This window comes from Vibrio sp. MED222 (assembly GCF_000153005.1).
GTDB lineage: Bacteria > Pseudomonadota > Gammaproteobacteria > Enterobacterales > Vibrionaceae > Vibrio > Vibrio tasmaniensis_A.
In genome coordinates this window covers 850,300-872,821 of record NZ_CH902607.1, presented here as the reverse complement: position 1 = coordinate 872,821, position 22,522 = coordinate 850,300, and the positions used below count along the sequence as shown (strand labels likewise).

19 protein-coding genes are annotated in these 22,522 nt (G+C 42.3%); 11 read left to right on the top strand and 8 right to left on the bottom strand.

All coding sequences use genetic code 11. The features are described 5' to 3' along the window. Positions 1-39: 39 nt before the first annotated feature. From MED222_RS11035 to MED222_RS11045, 3 genes are all read left to right on the top strand, one after another. On the top strand, positions 40-246 hold the full coding sequence (locus tag MED222_RS11035; protein WP_004734707.1) for a hypothetical protein: 207 nt from the start codon (positions 40-42) through the stop codon (positions 244-246). 420 nt (positions 247-666) lie between these two features. Then, positions 667-1,344 carry a hypothetical protein gene (locus MED222_RS11040; RefSeq protein ID WP_009847046.1) on the top strand — a complete coding sequence of 226 codons (678 nt, stop codon included), beginning with the start codon at positions 667-669 and terminating at the stop codon, positions 1,342-1,344. Between the two features lies 1 nt (position 1,345). Beyond that, positions 1,346-2,506, top strand: a complete 1,161-nt coding sequence (locus MED222_RS11045; RefSeq protein WP_009847045.1) for a trypsin-like serine peptidase — start codon at positions 1,346-1,348, stop codon at positions 2,504-2,506. 93 nt (positions 2,507-2,599) lie between these two features. On the opposite strand, the gene MED222_RS11050 is transcribed toward MED222_RS11045, so the two are convergent. Together MED222_RS11050 and asnS are read right to left on the bottom strand one after the other, a co-directional pair. Continuing rightward, the gene (locus MED222_RS11050) at positions 2,600-3,976 is read right to left on the bottom strand and encodes a hypothetical protein (RefSeq protein WP_009847044.1); all 1,377 of its coding nucleotides are present in this window, start codon (positions 3,974-3,976) and stop codon (positions 2,600-2,602) included. Between the two features lie 320 nt (positions 3,977-4,296). Beyond that, complete coding sequence (gene asnS, locus MED222_RS11055; protein ID WP_009847043.1) at positions 4,297-5,697, bottom strand: asparagine--tRNA ligase; 1,401 nt, start codon at positions 5,695-5,697, stop codon at positions 4,297-4,299. Between the two features lie 685 nt (positions 5,698-6,382). On the opposite strand from asnS, the gene MED222_RS11060 reads away from it, so the two are divergent. Then, a complete protein-coding gene (locus MED222_RS11060) occupies positions 6,383-7,873 on the top strand; it encodes a SulP family inorganic anion transporter (RefSeq protein ID WP_009847042.1) in 1,491 nt (496 codons plus the stop codon). Positions 7,874-7,987: 114 nt separating this feature from the next. Here the strand turns inward: MED222_RS11060 and MED222_RS11065 are convergent, their stop codons facing one another. Together MED222_RS11065 and MED222_RS11070 are read right to left on the bottom strand one after the other, a co-directional pair. Continuing rightward, entirely contained in the window at positions 7,988-9,622 is a 1,635-nt protein-coding gene (locus MED222_RS11065; RefSeq protein ID WP_009847041.1) for a methyl-accepting chemotaxis protein, read from the bottom strand. 308 nt (positions 9,623-9,930) lie between these two features. Then, complete coding sequence (locus MED222_RS11070) at positions 9,931-10,356, bottom strand: ester cyclase (RefSeq protein WP_009847040.1); 426 nt, start codon at positions 10,354-10,356, stop codon at positions 9,931-9,933. 114 nt (positions 10,357-10,470) lie between these two features. On the opposite strand from MED222_RS11070, the gene MED222_RS11075 reads away from it, so the two are divergent. The 4 genes from MED222_RS11075 (at position 10,471) to MED222_RS11085 (ending at position 13,716) form a co-directional block, all read left to right on the top strand. After that, positions 10,471-11,358, top strand: a complete 888-nt coding sequence (locus MED222_RS11075; RefSeq protein ID WP_009847039.1) for a LysR family transcriptional regulator — start codon at positions 10,471-10,473, stop codon at positions 11,356-11,358. 149 nt (positions 11,359-11,507) lie between these two features. Then, positions 11,508-11,870, top strand: a complete 363-nt coding sequence (queD, locus tag MED222_RS11080) for a 6-carboxytetrahydropterin synthase QueD (RefSeq protein ID WP_009847038.1) — start codon at positions 11,508-11,510, stop codon at positions 11,868-11,870. 424 nt (positions 11,871-12,294) lie between these two features. Continuing rightward, the gene (locus MED222_RS22325) at positions 12,295-12,492 is read left to right on the top strand and encodes a hypothetical protein (RefSeq protein ID WP_048611631.1); all 198 of its coding nucleotides are present in this window, start codon (positions 12,295-12,297) and stop codon (positions 12,490-12,492) included. An 81-nt stretch (positions 12,493-12,573) separates the two neighbouring features. Beyond that, positions 12,574-13,716, top strand: coding sequence for an amino acid permease (locus MED222_RS11085; RefSeq protein ID WP_009847037.1), 1,143 nt, complete (start codon positions 12,574-12,576; stop codon positions 13,714-13,716). A gap of 120 nt (positions 13,717-13,836) precedes the next feature. Here the strand turns inward: MED222_RS11085 and MED222_RS11090 are convergent, their stop codons facing one another. From MED222_RS11090 to MED222_RS11100, 3 genes are all read right to left on the bottom strand, one after another. Next, entirely contained in the window at positions 13,837-15,198 is a 1,362-nt protein-coding gene (locus tag MED222_RS11090) for an L-serine ammonia-lyase (protein ID WP_009847036.1), read from the bottom strand. A gap of 120 nt (positions 15,199-15,318) precedes the next feature. Then, on the bottom strand, positions 15,319-16,572 hold the full coding sequence (locus MED222_RS11095) for an aromatic amino acid transport family protein (protein ID WP_009847035.1): 1,254 nt from the start codon (positions 16,570-16,572) through the stop codon (positions 15,319-15,321). A gap of 309 nt (positions 16,573-16,881) precedes the next feature. Next, on the bottom strand, positions 16,882-17,481 hold the full coding sequence (locus MED222_RS11100) for a CoA pyrophosphatase (protein ID WP_009847034.1): 600 nt from the start codon (positions 17,479-17,481) through the stop codon (positions 16,882-16,884). A 324-nt stretch (positions 17,482-17,805) separates the two neighbouring features. Between MED222_RS11100 and MED222_RS11105 the strand changes: the two genes are divergently transcribed. The 3 genes from MED222_RS11105 (at position 17,806) to MED222_RS11115 (ending at position 20,842) form a co-directional block, all read left to right on the top strand. Continuing rightward, positions 17,806-18,348 carry a heme NO-binding domain-containing protein gene (locus MED222_RS11105; protein ID WP_009847033.1) on the top strand — a complete coding sequence of 181 codons (543 nt, stop codon included), beginning with the start codon at positions 17,806-17,808 and terminating at the stop codon, positions 18,346-18,348. Between the two features lies 1 nt (position 18,349). After that, positions 18,350-20,047: an ATP-binding protein gene (locus tag MED222_RS11110; RefSeq protein WP_009847032.1), complete on the top strand. Its 1,698-nt coding sequence runs from the start codon at positions 18,350-18,352 to the stop codon at positions 20,045-20,047. A 150-nt stretch (positions 20,048-20,197) separates the two neighbouring features. Then, on the top strand, positions 20,198-20,842 hold the full coding sequence (locus MED222_RS11115) for a porin family protein (protein ID WP_012604211.1): 645 nt from the start codon (positions 20,198-20,200) through the stop codon (positions 20,840-20,842). Positions 20,843-20,963: 121 nt separating this feature from the next. Here the strand turns inward: MED222_RS11115 and pabB are convergent, their stop codons facing one another. Then, positions 20,964-22,361, bottom strand: a complete 1,398-nt coding sequence (gene pabB, locus MED222_RS11120) for an aminodeoxychorismate synthase component I (protein WP_032555218.1) — start codon at positions 22,359-22,361, stop codon at positions 20,964-20,966. Positions 22,362-22,522: the final 161 nt, after the last annotated feature.

Here is a 22,522-nt window from a genome sequence, read left to right as displayed (position 1 = left end):
TGATTCAATATCGATAGACCAAATATTGGAGATACCGTTATGTTGAAAATGACTATGGGTAACGAAGTTAAGTTGATTATCGTTGCTATTGTGTGTGCACTTCTGTTAATCCTCGGCCACGTACTACTGGCAAAAGCATTCGCTGATATGGCATGGGCAGAATACACGACTGCCGCAATCCCATTCGTTATGATGGCAATCTGCGGTCTCGCGATAAAATACGCTATCGACCAAGATGTCGACTAAGTTTTTGAGTACACAAAAATGATCTTTCAGAGCCCCTCCATGATTTGGTGGGGCTTTTTCGTTGTATACATGAAACGGAATTGCGTAGGCATCGCTGTTATCGTCGTGAAATAGAAATCCTTGATGAAATACAATTATTATCCATACCTGTTGTAAGCACATGTAAGGAGTATCTAATCACTACTTGGAAAGTAAATCACCTTTAGTCAAAAGCTTGGCAAACGCAATTTATCATCATTAACTATTGGTATGGTTGGGTTTATGGTTATTCGTGCCAGCTATCAGTCGGTGAGGTTTGAATCGTGATGAACAAAGCCCTTACAGCACCTTACATTTTCAACTTATCTTTAGCCTACAATTACTTGGAACTAATACTGAGGCGAAAATATGAGATTAAAATGTGCAAAATTGAACCTCTGCATGTTGGCATTACTAACAACTAATGCAGCGGCCAGTGAGATTGAGGTCGATTTAAATAAATTAAGTAATGTTTCAGAAATTGGTACAGATACTTTGTCGATCGCTAGTGAGTTCATCGGTTATGAACTTAATGATGGCAAGTATCGTTACGCAAGAGACGTTGACTTAAATGGCTTAGATTGGGTTTTCTTATATGGAGAGCATCAAAGAAAAGACAAACCCAATAGTACCTTAATTAGTGACGTAAATGTTATTGGTGAATTACGACAAGTTGTTAATTCAGAGACCAAAAACGCAATTGGTAACCGTTATTACTGGCAGGGTGGTGATTCTACAGATTACAACCAAGAGCTAGCTTTCTCTGGTTTACTTGTCGGCACTAGTGGTTTCTCTTTTGACGTTCAGCCAGGTAAAGGCGGGCGATTTTCTGTAGAGCTTTATACACACAATTGGCTCTCTTCTGCTGATGTAACCGCATGTGTTAAAAAGCAATGTATCACTATTAAAAATGATATCTCCTTTCACATGACCAGTGTCAAAAATACGATAGTTTTCGAATCCCAATCTCCTGATGATATCGTCGAAATCACTTATACACGTCAACATAGACAGTTCGACTTTGAAGCTAGACAGGGTTACCACGCTATTGAAGCTATCCAATTGATAGAGGCTCAGTAACATGAAAAAAATTATTTTGGCATCAGCGATCGTTGCTACTTTTTCAGCGCAGGCGGGCATAGGCAAGATGGATCGCTCGGTTACTCAACACAAAGCGTTTGCCTTACAAACTCAATTTGATTTTGCTTGCCACATGAATGCAGGGTCGGCCACTTTAATCGACCCGTATTGGGTTATCACAGCAAATCATGTGTCAGGTTCAAAAAGTGAAGGATATGAAAATGCGGTAACTTGTTCTTCTTATGAAAAAGATAAGAATGGTAAGTACAATGTTGTTCATACGTCACGTGCGACTACTGACCCTGATGGTGAGTGGGGGGAGTATGAATTTACCGATGGTATTTACGACTTCGCTTTGGTGCGCTTAGATACGCCTATCACCGGTATCAAGCCGGCGAAGTTGCCCGAGAAAGGGATGTTTGATCATTCAGAAGTCTATGAAGTAAATAGCGTTGGCTTTGGCAACTATAACGGACGTAATGGTGGCAAAAAGTTTGTTAAGTACAACGACACAGACAAAAAATGGTTAGCTGAGTACAAATATGACCCAGTGATCATGCCTCAAAGTAACTTGCAGTGGTTAATTATCCATGGGGATTCAGGCTCTGGTATCACGATTGAGAGAGATGGTGAGTTTTATATTATTGGGGAGATAGGGCTTCAATATTATGGTGAGCTTGGTTGGCAAGATACCTTCGATGATGTTTTGGGAAGATTGGATTCCTTACAAAGTGACATGCAAGAGCATGGTTTTAGCTATACGAAACCTGTAAATCTTGCTGATGTAAAATGGACACCGACGACCCAGAATGACATTGAAGATCTTCACGCGTTTTACAGCTACTGGAAAGCGGGAAGTATGGACTTCAATGCGACTTACTGGACGGCGGATGGTGGTATTTATAACACCGCTTATGCGATAGAAGGGGAAAAGTACACTTTTGAAACAGTGATACCTGTAAATTCTAAAGCGCCTGCATTTGATGTGTTTGTTAATGGTCGTCAGGTCGCTCATAACATTAAAGCGGACAAAGAAAGTCTGTTTTTGAAAGTGAATGCATTTGAACAGAAAGGCGATCAGTTAGTCATTGAATTCAAGCCTCTTCAAAGTACAGGTGAAAAAATTATGCTCGATCACTTTTTGGTACGCAAGGCTGACTAATTTAGTCTGGACAGCTTAAATGAAACTTAAGCAGAATAAATAAAGATGAAGCCCTACTTATGTTAAGTAGGGCTTTTTTTACACATTGTAAAATTACTTAGTAATTAGCGTACTTTGCTTAGCATTGAATTCAAAGTTCTCGGTCTTAGTAATGGAGTTCTTTACTGAGGGAGTTCCACCAATTAAGGGTGTTTTTGTCGTTCGCTTGTAATTCACCAATTGTACCACGTCACCTTGAAGGCGGCTTTCTGTACAGTTTGCAATCGTTACTAAGTGACCTGATGAATTCGCTGCGCTATCCATTTTGCAATGGTTTATTTTATTTGTTGAAGAGGCTTTGGTTAGAGAAAACTCTTCACTTCCTACGGTAACTTTGACATCACTTCTATTTAATACGACTTGAACACTTGTTGTTGTGTCTTCGACGCCATAGTCTTGTATCGTCAAGCCAGTTTCAATTAAAGGTTTAGCTTGGATCTTATACTTACTATTGGAGCTGTAAGATGAATGAATTACATCTTTGTTTGAGTTATAGATCGTCGCAGGTTTGTCTGACGTGGCTGCGAAGACGTAAGATTTCGTTACGGGGTCGAGTTTCCCATTGAGCTTTATGTAAGTGATTAACTCGTCTCTATTTGATACATTGAAATGCTTAAATAGAAGTGTGGAGACATGGTCGAGCACATAGACACTGCTTCTTACGTGGTTTTCAACGGCTACAGCTTTCAGACTATCACTAACAACGTCTAACAGGTTGTTGTTCAAAAGGCTGTTTTTAGGAGTGTAATTTGCTCGTAGGTCTTTTGTAACCCCCGTCATTACAGACGCCAAACCATACTTAGATACTTCAGCAGGAGTCATATAATGCATTCCTTGAGCCGGAGCAGCTTTCAGTGTAAACCAGTAGAAGCCGATCGGATCTGGTAATCCCATCTTTTTATAATAATCAATGTAGGGTTTATGCTCACTATGACCAACAGGCAATGAAGCCCCTTGTAAAGACCCTTGTGCCCATGAGTGAACGCCTAATCGAGCACCTGGTTCAATCGTTCTTTTCACACCCGCAGCGAAAAGGTCAGTTCCCCCCGAAGCGACATGTCCAATAGAGCTAATGTACGTGTTTAATTTTTTCGCTCTTACTTTGTACGCTAGTTGAATGTTGGCATCATCATTCATAGAGCCACCCATATCGATGAAGTTCAGCGTTTTTGTATTCGGGTGAGCTTTGATCATATCGTCAAATGCTTTGGGGCTACCACTACATGCAACGCCATTGACACTCGCTATTGTACCCTTAATCTTGAAGGTTAAGGCTGTATCCCCTTGTAAGGGTTGCGAACATTTAGAGATAAATACCACTGGCTTTTGCGTTGGCTTAACTGTTGGTTTTTTCGCGGGAGTCGATGAGCCTCCTCCGCCACATCCAGTTAAAGTGATTAGTAGAGCTGCAGATAAAATGCTTGTTTTCATTGGGGTCCCTAAAAATTTATATTCACAAATTAATTAGTAAGAAGAATAATTTATACAGGACATCAATACTGTATGACTTTGTCAGGTGTTCATTACATAAAATTACAGTGCTTAACTATATGATTTTGATTTGTTGATTTGTTATCTTCGCGTCTAACCGCTTTTGAATCGAGAATACGCAGGAGAATTTGTGGGTGGGGAAGGGAGGTTGTGGGTAACGGAAATAATCTCGGGGAATAAAAAAACCTCCGTATATACGGAGGTTTTTATCTATTTAATTATCTATCTATACTGACTTCTCTGAAAGAAGAAAGCTGAGATTAGAAGTTAGCAGAGCGTGGTGTACGTGGGAACGGGATAACGTCACGAACGTTGCCCATACCTGTTACGTAAGACACTAGACGCTCAAAGCCAAGACCGAAGCCAGCGTGAGGCACTGTGCCGTATTTACGTAGGTCGCGGTACCAGCTCATGTGCTCAGGGTCGATACCCATAGCAATCATACGCTCGTCTAGAATGTCTAGACGCTCTTCACGTTGTGCACCACCGATGATTTCACCGATGCCTGGTGCAAGTACGTCCATTGCTGCAACTGTTTTGCCGTCGTCGTTTAAACGCATGTAGAAAGCTTTGATGTCTTTCGGGTAGTTCTTAACGATAACAGGTGCTTTGAAGTGCTCTTCAGCTAGATAACGCTCATGCTCTGAAGACATGTCGATGCCCCACTCAACGTCGAATTCAAATTTCTTACCAGAGTCTAGTAGGATTTGGATTGCGTCAGTGTAGTCAACTTGTGCGAAATCAGCGTCTACGAATTGCTCTAGACGAGTGATTGCTTGCTTGTCGATGCGAGAAGCGAAGAACTCAAGGTCATCGCGGCGCTCTTCAAGAACAGCAGCGAAAACGTACTTAAGCATGTCTTCAGCCAGTTTCGCTACATCGTCAAGGTCTGCAAACGCAACCTCAGGCTCAACCATCCAGAACTCAGCTAGGTGGCGGCTTGTGTTTGAGTTTTCAGCACGGAACGTAGGACCGAACGTGTAAACCTTGCTTAGTGCACAAGCGTAAGCTTCAGCATTAAGTTGGCCAGATACTGTTAGGAAAGTTTCTTTACCGAAGAAATCTTCGTTGAAGTCAACTTTGCCTTCGTCAGTGCGAGGTAGGTTTTCCATGTCTAGCGTAGATACGCGGAACATTTCACCAGCGCCTTCTGCATCAGATGCAGTGATAAGCGGAGCTGAAGTCCAGAAGAAACCTTGCTCGTGGTAGAAACGGTGAATCGCTTGAGATAGACAGTTACGTACACGTGCTACTGCGCCAATCACGTTTGTACGTGGGCGTAGGTGAGCAACTTCACGAAGGTATTCGATAGAGTGACGTGTCTTAGCCATTGGGTAAGTGTCAGCGTCTTCAACCCAGCCTACAACTTTAACGTCAGTTGCTGCTAGTTCGAAGTCTTGACCTTTCGCAGGAGACTCAACAATCTTACCTGTTACTTCAACAGAGCAGCCAGTAGTTAGCTTTAATACTTCGTCTTCGTAATTATTAAGATTATTAGGAACCACGGCCTGAATCGGGTCGAAACAAGAGCCGTCATAAATGGCAAGGAAAGAGATTCCAGCTTTGGAATCACGACGTGAACGGATCCAGCCGCGAATAGTTACTTCACTGTCTACCGCTAGCTTGCCGCCAAGTACGTCTGTTACAGGCGCGTAAGTCATGTTGATTTCATTCTCCATTGAGGGACAAATTCAACTCAAAGTCTCTGGCATTGCTGCAAATAAACATACATTTGCACAATAATTAGCCGAAACATTAAGTTGTATAAACTTTTTAAATCGATTGAACATATTACCTGTCATACAGACAGCTTCAACCTTTATTCTTGCTTGGTGAAAGAAATATTGTGTGTACTGACAATAAATGTGTTTGAGGGTGTATTTTTTGTTCGATTTTTCCTTGTGATTGTTGATTGTAGAGAACTAGGGAAGTGGACTAGTGCGAATGGTTAAGGGTTTTCATTACTTGTTGAACTGCTGTAATTAGAGTAGTTCAAACGACGGGACTGAAGGGCATAAACAGTTTTGGTTTGTTCAGGAAGCGTCAATATATGAAACCTTTGTTTGCAAGATTGGTCGTGTGATTAAAGTAGCACTCACTCTATATTGTCAGCCATTCTGACCTGTGTAAGACAAACGCCACAAAAACAAAGCACAGGTGTTGACTTCGTTCTACTAAACAATAACCCACTAGAGGAGTTTAATGTTCACGTGTTAATTACGCCGCCTTAACCCCTGAATTCTCTCTACACCCGCACTTTTCGAGCGCTCGCTCATTCAAGAAAAACAGTTGATCAAATTATGTCTGAACAAGGCAGGACTGGCTGTATAAGTAAAAGAGAATTACATGCTTAATTATTTTAAAAAACATTGGTTATCAAACGTTAAAGGAGATTCATTATCTGGGATTGTCGTTGCTCTCGCATTAATCCCTGAAGCCATCGCATTTTCAATTATTGCAGGCGTCGACCCTAAAGTAGGGCTCTATGCCTCGTTCTGTATTTGTGTCGTCACGGCTTTGGTTGGCAGTCGTCCGGGGATGATTTCCGGTGCAACAGGCGCTATGGCGCTATTAATGGTCACCTTGGTGAGAGATCACGGACTAGAATATCTACTCGCTGCTTCATTTTTAGCTGGCGTCATTCAAATCGCAGCCGGGTATCTTAAGCTTGGTAACCTAATGAATTTCGTTTCCAAATCGGTGATTACTGGATTTGTTAACGCGCTCGCGATTCTCATTTTCATGGCCCAGTTTCCTGAGTTGATCAACGTTCCTTCAAGTGTTTACGTGTTAGTCGCTTTGGGTTTGGCGATCATCTACTTGCTTCCATATTTTCCCAAGTTTGGTCGTGCAATACCTTCTCCATTGGTCGCTATTGTTGCCCTGACAATCATTAGTTTGTTGTTCGGATTAGATGTGAGAACGATTGGCGATATGGGCAAGCTTCCGGATTCACTGCCGGTATTCTTGATTCCTAATATCCCATTCACGTTCGATACGCTTGCAACCATCCTGCCATATTCTATCGCTCTATCTCTGGTTGGCTTACTGGAATCTTTGATGACAGCGACCATAGTCGATGATCTGACCGATACTGAAAGCAATAAAAACAATGAGTGTAAAGGGCAGGGAGTAGCGAACATCGTTGCCTCACTATTTGGTGGTATGGCGGGGTGTGCGATGATCGGTCAGTCGATCATTAACATCAAATCAGGTGGCTTAACCCGATTATCTAGTATGATCGCTGGGGTTGTTTTGTTGCTAATGGTGGTGTTTGTTTCTGATTGGTTGAAGCTGATACCGATGGCGGCTTTAGTATCTGTGATGATCATGGTTTCAATTGGCACGTTTTCATGGCGTTCTGTTGTTGAACTTAAAGATCACACGCTCCCTACTAATGTGACGATGCTAGCGACCGTAGCGGTGGTGGTGTTTACGCACAATCTCGCGATAGGTGTTGCAGTTGGCGTGGTGTTGTCAGCTTTGTTTTATGCGCATGCCAGCAAGTCGATGGTCTTTATATCTGATGAAGTGGTGACTAACGAACTGCACACCACCCATCGAGTAAAAGGCCATGTCTTTTTTGCTTCTTCAGATGCGTTTGTCGATCTATTTGACTATGACAAGGCCACGTCTTTAGTGACGATCGATATATCGGATGCATCGTTCCTAGATAACACGTCGGTTGAGGCGCTTGATAAGGTCGTGTTTAAGTTCCGAAAAAAGGGTGCTTATGTAGAGGTCGCAGGAATGGATACCGTGAGTGCGAATCTGATATTCAAGCACGCGATGTACCACAAGCATAAAGATTTAACCGCGGTTTCCATTACGCACTAATCGTGGTTTAAGGTGCTCTTAAAATCTTAAAGCCTGAACTAGACATTGTTATGAAGATAAAGCGCTCATCTTTGAGCGCTTTTTTGTTGATGTCGCTAGGGGAGTTCTAACGGCCTATGACTGACCTTTATCGTTGGTATTTGAGTTCGATAAGGTGAATTGGTTGATAAGAGATTCAAGGTGATCCGACAGCTCTTCTAAATCATTACTGATTCCACGAGTTTCAGCTGCAGACTGCGATGTGTTGTCGGCGTGAGAAGTGATGGTTTCAACTTTTTGTTGCACATCTTGGGTTGCTTGTGTGGTGGATTGCGTCTGTTGCTGAATATTTTGTGCATGAGCTAACACTTGTTTCATCTCTTCAACGACACCGTTCATCTCAACGGACAGTGCGTCGATATCTGTCGAGCTTTGATGTGCTTGTTCGCAAACGCGGTCAGCAGAATTCAGCGATTCTTCACTGCCTTGTTGGAACTGATGAATGATAGACTCAATACTGCCAGTAGCCTCTGCCGTTCGTGATGCAAGATTACGAACTTCATCTGCCACTACGGCAAAGCCGCGACCTTGTTCTCCCGCACGGGCCGCTTCAATCGCTGCATTCAAGGCTAGAAGGTTGGTTTGGTCGGCAATGCCACGAATCACACTCAATATTGAAGAGACTTCTCCAGTTTGCTCATTAAGTGTTTGTATCTTGTGTTTCACTTCTTCGATACTGCTCACTAGATTCTTAATCTCACTACTTGCATCATGTGCTTGGTTAGCACTCTTACAAGCCACATCTGAGGTGTGATTGATGAGTTCTGACGCGGTTAAAGTGGCTTGTTCTACATTGACCTGTTGTGCTTGTATTCCTTCGACATTGTTTTGCACTTCTGTGGTTTCGTTTTGTTGATCGCTGGCGGCTTGCTCGGTAATTTGAGCAACGCTAGTCAGTTGATTGGCTGACGCATTCAGTTTGTGCGAAGTATCTTGTACCTTTTCTAAGCTGTTAGAAACGGTTCCCATGAACGAGTTGATGGCGTTAGCCAGCGTGCCAATCTCATCTTTACTTTGTTCGGGCAAACGAGTGGACAGGTTTTTATCGCTGCTTACTTGGGTCATAAACCGCGAAGTCTGTTGAAGAGGGCGAACGATAATCTTACGAATTAATCCCATCGTAAGAACAAACCCGGCGAAGGAGATAACCGCCATAATGCCTATAGCAGCCATGGTTTGAGTATTGATCAGCGAGTTGACATGGTTAAGGTTATATTCAAGTCGAATTGCACCTAATACTTCCCCTTCTGGCGCCATATGACATGCCACACAATTGGTGCCGCGATAGTTCTCGCTCGACATCATTGGCAGAGCAATAACCAAGCCTTTTCCCCAATCGGCAGAAAAGGGTTTGATAACGGTTTCACCCGCTAGCGCTCGTTTATCAATATCATCCACAGGTGTTTGGTTGCCATTGCCAGGACCGTATAATTTACTTACCGCATCAGCACGCAATACACGAACATTTTCAATGCCTTCTTGAGCTAAGGCTTTCTGACGAAGGGTCTCTTTTTGTGCCATGGTGCCAGTGAGCATCATCATATTGAGGCTATCGAAATAGTTGCTCGCTTTATCGTGAAGTTGCTCACTTAACACTGAGTTTACAAGTTGCTTTTGCTGCGAATATTGAAAGTAGGTCGATATTGCTAATAGAAAAGTGAACACGATGGCGAGGGCCACTAGGATTTTAAAGGTGATTGTTGAGCGCATAAGGTGTTTGTTTTTATTAAGTATAATGACATGCATACTTTACGTGTAAGCGGCTCTACCACCTATGGGGTATAACCGATTGTGTGACCACACTCCGGTTGTGGTTATGTTTCTGTGATGTAGCGGGTTTGTAATGATGTTCTTTGGGCGAATGGATGGGAGTTTATCGCTAAATTTGAAGGGTATTAAAGCCCAATAAACGTACATAACTTAAATAAAAATTACTTTCTAAAAGGCACCTGATAGATGCCTTCTTCGTATTATTCAATCTGGCTTAACTGCTGAGTCAGTATCATTCCAGTGAGCTTTTAACTAGTTAGGTTTAAGCCCAGTTGAAGTGCCATGCTTAGCTCATTGCGTTCAACAATCTCCTCGACAACTTTGCCTTCATCATTGAATCGGAAGTAAGTAAGGCTAGTCCAAGTAACGTTTTTTCCATTCAGTTGGTAGCCTTTCCACTCATCAGCACCTTTAGCTCTGTGAGTGAGCGCAACAACAACTTGATGGCCGTCTTCTACGATTTTTTGAAACGTCGTTTCCAGTGATTCATATCGTTCAGTAACGTGAACTTTTAACATGGCTTCGAACTCAGAGAGGCCGTTAATTATCTTATTGCAATCAGGTCTATGGATCATCGTATTTTCAGCGAAATATTCGCCAATACGGTGAGTTTGTTTACCGTCTACACAATGCTTAAAGTAGTCTTTTACAACCTGAACTTGTTTGCTTGTCATAGTTTCTATCCTTATGTTTGTTGAGTGCCAACAATCTAATGGAACGTTACTGCCTTGAGTAGAGCCCATTTTGTAGATAGTCTGTCGACAATATGTAAACAGTGGGGTGAGTTCATGAACGTATTAACGTCTATTAAGTCATTTATTGTGACTGTTGAGGAGGGCAGTTTTACAGGTGCGGCTAAGAAGATCGGAGTGTCGAAGTCTTTAGTTAGTCGCCATGTAAGAGAGCTTGAGGCTTACCTAAATACTCGCTTATTGAATCGCTCTACCAAGTCACTGTCCTTAACTGAGGTTGGTCGTCGCTATTTTAATGAGGCTCATGGGTTGGTCGACGGCATTGAAGATTTAAATGATTCTTTGAGGTTTGATAGTTCAGAAATGGTTGGCTCTTTGAGTGTTATGGCGCCTAAAGGTCTCACTGAGATCATGTTGATGCCCTTCATTTTGAAATTTTCAAACAAATACCCAGATGTGGCGTTCAATCTCATGCTTTCAGATGGTGTTCAAGATCTCGCGACGGTTGGTTATGACATTGCGATTCGTTCTGGTGATTTAGTTTCGAAAGACTTAGGCATGATCGCGCGCACTATCTTTGTAAATCAGAACTTGGTTTGTGCTTCACCTAAATACCTAGAAAATAATACAGAGATTACAACGCCAATTGATTTAGCTAATCACACCATAATTGAAGATCCAAACCTTAAGAATGATGGTGTGTGGAGGTTTGAGTTTGGTGGGTATTTCCATGATGTAAATCTTAAGCCAACACTCACGGTAAACAGCGTGCAAGCAGTAAAGGTCGCGGTTCGTTTTGGCTATGGTATTGCAATGCTGCCAAGGCAATTAGCCGAAGAAGATGTAGAGTCTGGCGCAATTGTGGAAATCCTATCGCAGTACACGCTTAAAGAGAGAACGGTTTATGCACTTTACCGTGAGAGAGTGAATACTCCGCGTAAGGTGAAGGTGTTTATTGATGAACTATGCGAGCACTTTTCATGATGTGAATATGCACCTCGTTTTGACCACTGATACGGTAACTTTTGAGGGGAACCCTTGCAGCTAATAAGGCCGTACAGTGGTGATAGAACTTGTAGTGTGCATTGGTTTTACGTAATATTGCGTGTCATTTTTTTAGCCTGAGAAACACAATGAGAACTGAGTTATACAAAGAGTTTATGTTTGAAGCAGCCCACCATCTTCCACACGTGCCAGAAGGGCATAAGTGCGGTCGTTTGCATGGTCACTCTTTTCTTGTTCGTTTGTACGTAGAAGGCGAAGTTGACCCGCATACAGGTTGGGTAATCGACTTTTCTGAAATTAAAGCTGTATTCAAACCAATTTACGACCGTTTAGACCACTACTACCTAAACGACATTGAAGGTTTAGAAAACCCGACAAGTGAAGTATTGGCTAAGTGGATCTGGAATGAACTTAAACCAAGCTTGCCACTTTTGAGCAAGGTTGAGATTAAAGAAACATGTACAGCGGGTTGTATCTACCGCGGTGAATAAGGTTTCGATGCTGTAGATTTCAAAGATACAGCTATCAAAGTTACAGCTATCAAGGCAACAGTCTTCAATACTATAGCTTTCAAGGTTATAGCCTTAAAAGCTATAATCGAACGAAAGGCGCTTACAAGAGCGCCTTTTTTGTAGCTGTCATATATGTTTGGGTGCTCTTTATACAAGCTTTGTTGTTTATGGGGTGGGGTGTTTATAGTTCCGCTTTTTATTAATAATGATTATTGTTTTACGCGGTTTGGTGGTCGATTTGTATCCAAATGGCTATTTTGTTCAATTTAATAGCAAAAATTGTGGTTATTGCGTTGTGTTTCGAGGCTCATTCGATAAGATGAAAAGACCTCTATGATAGAGGTAGGGCAGCAACGGATACGCTGCTTCAAATACTATGGAATGTGACTTATTGGACACATACATGAAATTCAAGATTACATCGCCGATTATTGAACCTACGGAAGGTTCACCACATCAGTTAATGCTTACTCACGCTTCTCGTTTTACCTCTTTTAAGACAAGCTCCCCTTTGAACGCCCTGTTCGACAACGTCTCTGCACGCTTCTTTACCGCTTATCGCTCCTATTGTTATTCGTTTTATAACTTTATTTCTATCTGAACTCCTTTGTCATCCGCTCGATGAACGAAGACTCACATCTATAAAAACTAAACAAATAAGTTAAAAACAATGAATATTAAAATGATGGGTAGCTCCCTAATTATCGCTGGTACCGCTCTCGGTGCTGGTATGCTTGCGATCCCAATGGTATTAGCTCAATTCGGATTGCTTTACGGCACACTGCTTATGGTACTGATTTGTTTCGGTACGACTTACGCAGCATTACTACTTCTAGAAGCGACCATCAAAGCGGGTGGCGGTCTAGGATTAAACTCAATTGCCCGAAAAACCTTGGGCAAACAAGGTCAGTTGATTACCAACGGCCTACTTTACGCGTTATTGATTTGCCTATTGATGGCTTACATTCTGGGCGCAGGTGACTTGCTGAGTAAGTTACTGTCTAACTTTGGCGTTGAACTCACCGCGACCACGAGCCAAGTCGTGTTTACGTTACTTGCTGGCGCTGTCGTCGCAAGTGGCACCGGTGTGATTGATAAACTCAACCGTGCTTTGTTCTTCGTGATGCTTGCTAGCTTGTTTGCAACTATGGTGTTTTTAGCACCAAGCATGACGCAAGAAAACTTGATGCAGGTAACCAGTCATGACCACGTCGATCTAATCAAAACCAGTGCAATCCTGTTCACAAGCTTTGGCTTTATGGTTGTGATTCCAACCTTGGTTTCTTACAACCACGAAGCGACAGACAAACAGCTGCGTAACATGGTGATCGTCGGTTCTCTGATTCCATTAGTGTGCTACCTGTGCTGGTTGTTTGCTGTGGTTGGTAACTTGAGTGAAGAGCAATTTAGAAGCTTCAAGAACGTATCAGATTTGATGGCGGCGTTTGAGGCTCAGTCTCCTTGGGTGGGCAACGTTCTGTCTACCTTCACTGGCTTGGCGTTGTTGACCTCTTTCTTTGGTGTAGCGATGTCTTTGTTCAACCAGAACAGAGACATGTTTAACCAAAACACAGCGGTCACTTACTGCATTAGTTTCATCTTGCCGCTGGCGGGTTCACTGCTTGCTGCAGATAAGTTCCTACAAGTGTTGAATTATGCAGGCATCATCTTAGTGTTCTTGGCTGTTTTTGTTCCTCTGGTTATGGTTCATAAGCAACGCTTTATGAAAGTAGCGGAAGATAGATACAGCGCTGAAGGTGGCCGACCAATGATGCTTTTCTCATTGTTGTTCGGTTGCTTCTTGCTTATCTCGCAAGTGATTTAGCAAAACAATTTAGTGGTTGAATCAATCAGTCACCAAGCTTTAGCGACAAAAGCTTAAGATACAAAAAAAGGAACGCATCGGCGTTCCTTTTTTATTATCGGTTTATTAATTCAGAAATGATTAACAAACAACCTTAACTGCCAAACCACCTTGAGAAGTCTCACGGTATTTAGCGTTCATGTCTTTACCGGTTTCTAGCATTGTTTCGATAACTTTATCTAGAGAAACAGTCGGAGCAGAAGAGCGACGAAGTGCCATACGAGTCGAGTTGATTGCTTTAACTGCTGCAATACCGTTACGCTCGATACATGGAACTTGTACTTGGCCAGCAACTGGGTCACACGTTAGACCTAGGTTGTGCTCCATGCCGATTTCTGCAGCCATACATACTTGCTCTGGGCTACCACCCATAAGCTCAGCAAGACCAGCAGCAGCCATAGAACATGCCACACCAACTTCACCCTGACAGCCAACTTCAGCACCAGAGATAGAAGCGTTACGCTTGTAAAGACCACCGATCGCGCCAGACGCTGCGAAGTAACGGATGTAATCTTTCTCTGTCACTGTTTGGATGAACTTATCGTAGTAAGCCAATACAGCAGGGATGATGCCACACGCGCCGTTTGTTGGTGCCGTTACTACACGACCGCCCGCTGCGTTTTCTTCGTTTACTGCGAAAGCAAACATGTTCACCCAGTCAACAACCGTCATTGGATCGTTAGTTGTTTTTTCTGACGTGATCAGCTGTTGGCGAAGTGCTGCTGCACGACGAGGTACACGCAGTGGACCAGGCAGGATACCTTCAGTATTCATACCGCGATCCATACACTCACGCATCGTTTTCCAGATGTTAGCGAAGTAAGTGCGAGACTCTTCGTCTGAGTGGAAAGCCGCTTGGTTTTTCATAACCAGTGTACTGATAGAAAGACCACTTTCTTTACACTGATTAACCAGCTCTTCCGCTGTTGTGAATTCGTAAGGTGCTTTAATTGGGTTTTCTTCTTCTTTGCCGAAGTTCTCTTCGTCAACGATGAAACCACCACCAATTGAGTAATACGTTTTTGAATATGCGACTTCGTCATCAACCCAAGCATGAATGCTCATGCCATTCTCGTGTAGAGAAAGGTTGCTAGTGTGGAAGTTCATTCCGCCGTCGCGAGGGAACGAAACAGTATGACAGTGCATACCGACAGGTAGACGTTCAGTTTCTTCTACTCGAGCAATGAAGCCTGCAATAGAATCGATATCAACACGCTCAGGAGTATTGCCAGCAAGACCCATGATGATTGCGATATCTGTGTGGTGACCTTTCCCTGTCAGTGATAGTGATCCATATACGTCCACGGTGATTTTAGTGATGTCGCGCAATTTTCCCATTGAACGTAGGTCATCAATAAATTCTTTACCCGCTTTCATTGGTCCAACTGTATGTGAGCTCGATGGACCAACACCGATTTTATAGATATCAAATACACTAATCATAGCGATTACCTCAAAAAGAGAGCCTCCCAAGGGGAGTAGGGAGGCTCATTTATTATCATTATATTTTTTGTCTAACCTCGCCATATAAGATGAATGTCATCTTATAAAAAGGGCTTGAGATTAAAGAGCGCCGTAGATTACAGAACTAATAGCCGCTAGACCACATAAAGCTGTAAAGATTTGCACAGGTGCTGAAGTTTTGTACTTAGCCATAGCTGGTACTTTGTTCATTGCGAATACAGGCATTAGGAACAGGATAGCTGCAATCATTGGAGCACCCATTGTTTCAATCATACCTAGGATGCTTGGGTTAACTACCGCAACAATCCAAGTTGTAACAACGATGAACGCTAGAGAAGCTTTCTCAATCGTGCTGATTGAAGAACCAGAGCGAGACTTGATTAGACCAACAAGACCTTCATGAGCACCTAGGAAGTGACCGAAGTAGCTAGAAGTGATTGCTGCGAACGCTACTAGAGGACCCATGTAAGAGATAAGTGGAGACTCGTGAACGTTAGCTAGGTAAGAAAGTACAGAGATGTTTTGAGATTGCGCTGTTGCTAGTTGCTCTGGAGATAGAGAAAGTACTACAGAGAAAACGAAGAACATTACAAAACCCATCAGCATCATTGCTGCGCCACCAGTGATCGCGTCAGTTTTCTTAACCGCGTCTTCACCGTACACACGACGTTGCTCTTTAGAGAACTGTGAAATGATTGGGCTGTGGTTGAAAGAGAACACGATGATTGGAATCGCAAGCCAGATAATAGAAGGCATTGCTGACCATTCTGGGCTTGTTTCCATCATTGAAGTGTTCCAATCAGGAACTAGGTAGAAAGACAATGCTAGTAGGATGAATACTAGTGGGTAAACCATTGCTGAAGTTGCTTTAAGCATCAGCTCTTTACCGAATACAACACCTGCTGTCATAGCAAGGATAAGTGCACCAGAAAGAAGAGGACGAGGAATAGATTCCATGCCCATTTGGTTTACTAGGAAAGAGTCAACTGTGTTTGTAATACCAACACCGTAGATAAGAACGATTGGGTAGATAGCGAAAAAGTAAGCGAAAGTAATAAGGTTCGCGCCAGTCTTACCGAAGTGTTCTTCAACTGTGTCTGTAATATCTGCTTCTGGGTTCTTAGAAGACAGTACGAAACGAGCTAGAGATTTGTGTGCGAACCAAGTCATTGGTGCCGCGATTAAAGCTAGGATAACTAGTGGCCAAAAACCACCCGCACCAGCTTTGATTGGAAGGAATAGTACACCAGCGCCAACTGCTGTACCGAATAGTGATAGACACCAGGTAAAATCTTTATAGTTAAACTTGCTTGTATCTGTAACGGCATTTGCCGAAGAAGTTGTTGTGTTCATGTTAAATTACTCATTTTTTGGGAACAGGAAATAAGTCGGGGCTAATTCTGCAGAATTTTCTTCTACAAAAAATAGATCTAAATCATGTAATGAAACGGCGTGTCACATGATATGCGAAAAACGGATTTTTGATCACGAAAATAGCGTGCCACAGGTGATTTATGCTCATGCGTGTTATTAGTTTATCTTATGCGAAAGGCGGGGTTGTACAGAATTATACCAGGGAAACGTTTGCGTAAAATTGGATTAATAAATCTGTTCCATGGAAAAGGCTGTGTTTGTTAACAAGGATTAAACAAAACGTAGTTTCTATGTAATTTGTTGCACTACGTGTTGCTGCAGTGATTGGATGATTTGAGCCGTAACGCCCCAAATTAGGTGCTCTTGGAAGGGCATGGCAAAAACACGATGCTTGATTTTTTTTAAGTTAACAGTGTGGCTGTGTAACTTGGCTTGGTCTAAAACATAGGTGGCGGGCACCTCAAAAATCGAAGCAACTTCGTTCTCATCGATGATGGGTTTATAGTCCGAATCGACCACTACAACAATCGGTGTAACTAAAAATTTACTAATGGTACTCAAAGTAGGTAATTGCCCAACAATTTTAACCTGATCCGATCGAATTCCGACCTCTTCGTGAAGTTCTCTAAGTGCGGTGAATTGCATAGAAGGATCGGAGAGTTCGTGTTTCCCTCCAGGAAAGCTGATTTGACCAGGGTGATGTTTTAAATGAGCGGCTCTTTTCGTAAAAATAACATGTAAACCATCCTCTCGTTCCACTAAGCCGACTACCACTGCTGCTTTACGCAATTGATCGTCATTGATATGTGAAACGCGCTCAACGGATTCTGGGTGATAGCCAACGGTAGAGTTGAGCTGGAATTGTTGAAGGAAGTTATCTTTGTTCATATAAAGCCAATATATTGATTATTATGATTTTAAGTATAGTCATAACCGTGTGTTGATTACCAATTTCGAATTTGCCTTCACTTTCCTCCGTTAGTACCGGCAATAATTGGAAATAAGAAGGGACTGGGTAGCGGCGTTTTTCAAGGTAAATGTTCCCAATCTTCTAAGAGTGACGGATTTTGCTATATTTGAATATGTGTACTTCTACTAGTAAGCGTTATCCATGTCATAAATTGGGTGATGAAACGTACATTTTCTGTTTAAGAATTTGATAACAATGACTTAGTGGACCATTCTAAAAAGAAAGAGAAGAAAAGGTATGAAATGAAAGGAATCATATTCACCGAATTTTTAGAGCTTGTTGAAGACAAGTTTGGGTTAGAGCTTTTGGAAGAAGTTCTAGAGATGTCAGAAGATGAAGGGATCTACACATCAGTCGGAAGTTACGACCACAAAGATCTTGTTCGATTGATTATAAACTTGAGTAAGAAAACCGATATTGATGCAGCGAGCCTGCAACGTGTTTTTGGACAATCGGTTTTTAAGAACTTACTGGCCTCATTACCGAATAAAGCGAGCCTCGCCCATAGCAACACCACTTTTCAATTTATTCAGCACGTAGAGCGTTACATTCACGTAGAAGTGAAGAAGCTCTACCCAGATGCTGAGCCTCCAAAATTTAGCTTTATCACCACGACCGAAGCGCAACTTGTTTTTGACTATAAAAGCGCACGATGTATGTCTCACGTTTGTTTGGGATTAATCGAGGGGTGTGCTGACTATCATGGTGAAACCATCGTGGTAGAAATGACACCTCAGAATGATGACCAAAGTGTGGTTAGGTTTAATCTCAAAGTAGAAAAGTGATATGGATCTGGCATCTGCCCAAGAGAAAAAACTTAAACGTCAAATAGCAGCACGGAAAGCGGCTGAAGCCTTGTTGGAGCAAAAGAGTCTCGAACTGTTTGAGGCCAATCAACAGCTTGAACTTGCGTTGCGCCAATTAGAAAAGCGTTCAAATGCGAATATTCGACGGATCGAATTCCAAGAACAAATCGACAACCTGTTGATTGATTTCGGACGCGCGTTTCTGAGGAGTGATCTCGATGACGTGATGTTGTCCCAATTGACGGCGAGTGTAACTAACAGTTATCTAATTGAAGCCAGTCGCTTGGTGTTACCCCCCAATCTAATCCCTCAGTTACAAACCCATGACTATGGTGATGAAACAGTCGAGGTAATAGAGAAAGACATTCAAGAACCTCATTGGCAAGGTTGCTTGCTTACCGTGCCATTAGAGGTCGAAAAAGTGATTGTGGGCGCGTTAATCGTTCAGGTCAGGTTGTTAGATCAAGACTACGAATTCATCCAAAGCCAACTGTTGTTAGTGACGGACCTTATCTGCAGTGCGTTAACTCATCAACTTGCGATTAACCGAAATATAGAATCACGTAAACGAGCGGAAGAGTCCGAAAGGGCAACGCGTGACTTTGTCGCCATGATTAACCATGAATTGAGAACCCCACTCAATGGTCTTCTTGGTAGTGCGGAGTTGATAAGCGACACCGAACTAAGCAGTTCTCAACGTGAGATCGTGAATAACTTGAGCCAATCCGGTGAGTTTCTTAGAACCATCATTAATGATCTTCTCGATTACAGTAAAATCAATGCGGGTATGCTGGAATTAATTCCCAAGACATTTGCACTCCAAGATTTGAAAAATACCATTGATAGTATCTTTACCAATCGAGCGATTGAAAAGCAGATCCAGTTTGATGTCAATGTAACCGATGGGGTACCCAGTCACTTCTACGGTGACTTAGAGCGAATTACTCAATTGTTCGTGAACTTAATCGGCAATGCAATTAAATTCACCGATCAAGGCCATGTGAGCGTAGAGATAAAATGGCTTAACGACCAATTTATTTTTTCTGTTGAGGATAGTGGCGTTGGTATTGCTCAATCTGCTATTAAGACACTGTTTGAACCTTTTACACAGGCGGATAACTCAAGTAGCCGAAATTACGAAGGGACAGGGCTTGGTTTAGCAATTTGTCGCAAGCTAGCTGCGTTAATGAGGGGAGACATTGAGGTGAGCAGTATTGTTGGTTCGGGTACGACATTTACCATTTCACTCCCTCTTCAAGTTGTCGATACACTGGCTGAGCGCGATAGTGTCGCCAAAGGTTTTGAGTCTGAGGTTGAATTGACATTGCTTAAAGTGCTGGTGGTTGATGATATTAAGATGAACCAGATCATCATCCAACAAATGCTACGCAAATACGAAATAGAGCCAGCGATTGCCGGTAATGGTATAGAAGGGTTGGAATTAGCGTCGAATAATGAGTATGACATTGTGTTTATGGATTGCCGGATGCCAGTCATGGATGGTTTTGAAGCGACGAAGAAACTGCGAAGTTCAGGATATAGCCAACCAATTATTGCATTAACCGCTGGTACGACAAAAGAAGAGCGAGAGTTGTGTATTGAATCTGGTATGGACGATATATTGAGTAAACCCTATACCGCTAACGACTTAGTGATAATGCTGAATAAGTGGGGCTAATAAATATCATTGCCTTTGTAGTGAGTGAATATGCAACGTTATTGATTTGTCTCTAATGTCTTGAGTATATTGTCAATGTAACAAGTGAGCTGACAATGCTATACGTTCACTTACTTTATTGGTCGCTTTTATTAATTATATTAAGGAGGTTTGAAAAACTATAAAAATGGATTCGATATGAAAAAAATGATAGTGACGCTTGCTCTAATTGCACCTTTATCTGCAGTGGCTGCACAAAAAGACCCAAATGGTTTCTATATCGGAGTAGGAGCTGGTTCAACTGAACTTGATGATGGTGGTTTTGGTAAGGCCATAACTCGCAAAACCACAACAACTGAAACTGAATCACCTTCTTATAAACTCATTGCCGGTTATCAGATCAACCGTATTATTGGTATCGAAGGCCAATATACTAAATATGGAACGTCTACAACAAAAGTAGGCAGTTCAAAAGCATTCACAACAGATTTTAGTTCAATTAGCGTTGCTGCGAATGTTGGTTATACGTTCGATATTGGTCTTCGACCTTATGCACTTTTAGGTTATAGCTTTTTAAATTCAGAAATTGAAAACAGTGGTAATAATAAATACTTTGCGACTAAGTCATCAACCGTATCTGGTATAAAAATGGGGGTGGGCGTAGAGTACGCAATTCCTGCTGCACCAGCTCTAGCATTACGTGCAGGTATTGATTGGGAAGCAGCTGATATCAAAGTGAAAGATGAAAAGAACAAAGAGTTATCTAACGTTCACACACTAGGCTCATTCTATTTGGCTACAACATACACCTTCTAGGCTAGTGTTATTGAAAAGCTAAGTAGGTGATTGCCCACTTAGCTTTTTTAATATTAAAGTACTTTCCAGATTGGCTTTTTAGCTGTTTTTAATAACCCGTCTTAATAAATCTAGATTAAATTTATCTATCAGCCAGTACAGGCAATATTCTACTCAGCTTATCAAGAGTCTCTTGGTACTCAGAAGCACAATCACTATCAAATACTACACCTCCTCCAGCCCAAGCATAAAGCGTATTGTTTTCTGCCACTAAGGTACGAATCGTAATGCTGGTGTCCATTCTGCCATTACGGCTGATATAACCAATGCTACCGCAATACGCCGAGCGACGATGAGGCTCTAGCTCCTCAATGATCTGCATCGCGCGAACTTTTGGAGCGCCGGTAATCGACCCCCCGGGAAAGCAAGCCCTTAATAGGTCATGTGCTGAATGATGGACATCAAGCTCTGCCCTTATCGTGCTCACTAAGTGGTGCACAGCAGGGAAACTCTCTATATCGAATAGCTTTGGTACATGAACCGATCCCGGCTTTGCGACTCGGCCAATATCATTACGAAGCAGGTCGACGATCATCAGGTTTTCTGCCTGATCTTTCTCAGCATTCAACAGGTCTTGAGCATTAGCGTCATCAATCATGGAATTTTCAGAACGAGGACGTGTCCCTTTGATTGGCTTGGTTTCAATGGTGCCACTATTGAGCTCTAAAAAACGCTCAGGTGAGACACTGAGAATGGTGCAGCCTGCTAAACGGATAAAACCAGAGAATGGAGCTGAGTTGTATTTCTCTAACTTTTCATAAGCGAGCCATTCACTGCCTTGGTATTGGGCATTGAAGCGCTGAGCAAGGTTTATCTGATAACAGTCACCCGACAACAAGTACTCTTGAACGCTATCGAATTTATTGGCATAACTTTGTTCTGTCATATTGGATTGCCATGGGGTGGTTAATCCAAACTTCTGATGAGTTCGTTCTGCTTGTTTTGCTTGTTGGCTTGGCGATTGTTGTTGAGTTAACCAATCCCAATGGGTATCAATGTTTTGCCCAACAAGGAACGCAGCTTTAAGCTTATGATCAACAATCACAGCCCATTCATACAATCCAACCGCCATGTCTGGTGCAGAAATATCACGCTTAGCAAGAGAGGGAAGAGCTTCTACTCGTCGCCCTAAATCGTAACTAAAATACCCTAAAGCACCACCAACGAAAGGCAGTTCAGGGTGCTCACTGATTGCGGGTAGTAATTGCTGCTGATATTGGTCGAGTAGTTCGAAAGGGTCTGACTCTGAAACCTCGCACGTCTCATTAACATTGACGGTCGTTTTTGCACCGATTGTCTCGAAGGTGGCGATGGGTTGAGCAACTAAAATGTCGTATCGACTATCGACGTGGCTTTCTGAGGCAGAGCGTAATAGCATTGCCCACGGCACGCTTTCAATATGAGAAAACAGCTGTTTAGCTAAAGTTGATTGATATTCAAGCGGCTTGATTTGGATAGAGCGAAATTCGTTGTTATTCATTTGTTTAATTTGTGACAAAGAGTTCGATCACTGCATGGCGTGTGAGAGGAAGCAAGAGTATCATAAATTGAAAATAAAATGGGTTCTGGATTAGAACGGTGCAAACTACATGGTTTAGTTTACAGCTATGCAAGCGATTGCTAAAGCAACTAAATACAGCT

Coding starts and splice junctions, on each gene's coding strand:
- MED222_RS11035 (WP_004734707.1), top strand. CDS start 40: ATGTTGAAAATGACTATGGGTAACGAAGTTAAGTTGATTATCGTTGCT.
- MED222_RS11040 (WP_009847046.1), top strand. CDS start 667: ATGTTGGCATTACTAACAACTAATGCAGCGGCCAGTGAGATTGAGGTC.
- MED222_RS11045 (WP_009847045.1), top strand. CDS start 1,346: ATGAAAAAAATTATTTTGGCATCAGCGATCGTTGCTACTTTTTCAGCG.
- MED222_RS11050 (WP_009847044.1), bottom strand. CDS start 3,976: ATGAAAACAAGCATTTTATCTGCAGCTCTACTAATCACTTTAACTGGA.
- asnS (WP_009847043.1), bottom strand. CDS start 5,697: ATGACTTACGCGCCTGTAACAGACGTACTTGGCGGCAAGCTAGCGGTA.
- MED222_RS11060 (WP_009847042.1), top strand. CDS start 6,383: ATGCTTAATTATTTTAAAAAACATTGGTTATCAAACGTTAAAGGAGAT.
- MED222_RS11065 (WP_009847041.1), bottom strand. CDS start 9,622: ATGCGCTCAACAATCACCTTTAAAATCCTAGTGGCCCTCGCCATCGTG.
- MED222_RS11070 (WP_009847040.1), bottom strand. CDS start 10,356: ATGACAAGCAAACAAGTTCAGGTTGTAAAAGACTACTTTAAGCATTGT.
- MED222_RS11075 (WP_009847039.1), top strand. CDS start 10,471: ATGAACGTATTAACGTCTATTAAGTCATTTATTGTGACTGTTGAGGAG.
- queD (WP_009847038.1), top strand. CDS start 11,508: ATGAGAACTGAGTTATACAAAGAGTTTATGTTTGAAGCAGCCCACCAT.
- MED222_RS22325 (WP_048611631.1), top strand. CDS start 12,295: ATGAAATTCAAGATTACATCGCCGATTATTGAACCTACGGAAGGTTCA.
- MED222_RS11085 (WP_009847037.1), top strand. CDS start 12,574: ATGATGGGTAGCTCCCTAATTATCGCTGGTACCGCTCTCGGTGCTGGT.
- MED222_RS11090 (WP_009847036.1), bottom strand. CDS start 15,198: ATGATTAGTGTATTTGATATCTATAAAATCGGTGTTGGTCCATCGAGC.
- MED222_RS11095 (WP_009847035.1), bottom strand. CDS start 16,572: ATGAACACAACAACTTCTTCGGCAAATGCCGTTACAGATACAAGCAAG.
- MED222_RS11100 (WP_009847034.1), bottom strand. CDS start 17,481: ATGAACAAAGATAACTTCCTTCAACAATTCCAGCTCAACTCTACCGTT.
- MED222_RS11105 (WP_009847033.1), top strand. CDS start 17,806: ATGAAAGGAATCATATTCACCGAATTTTTAGAGCTTGTTGAAGACAAG.
- MED222_RS11110 (WP_009847032.1), top strand. CDS start 18,350: ATGGATCTGGCATCTGCCCAAGAGAAAAAACTTAAACGTCAAATAGCA.
- pabB (WP_032555218.1), bottom strand. CDS start 22,361: ATGAATAACAACGAATTTCGCTCTATCCAAATCAAGCCGCTTGAATAT.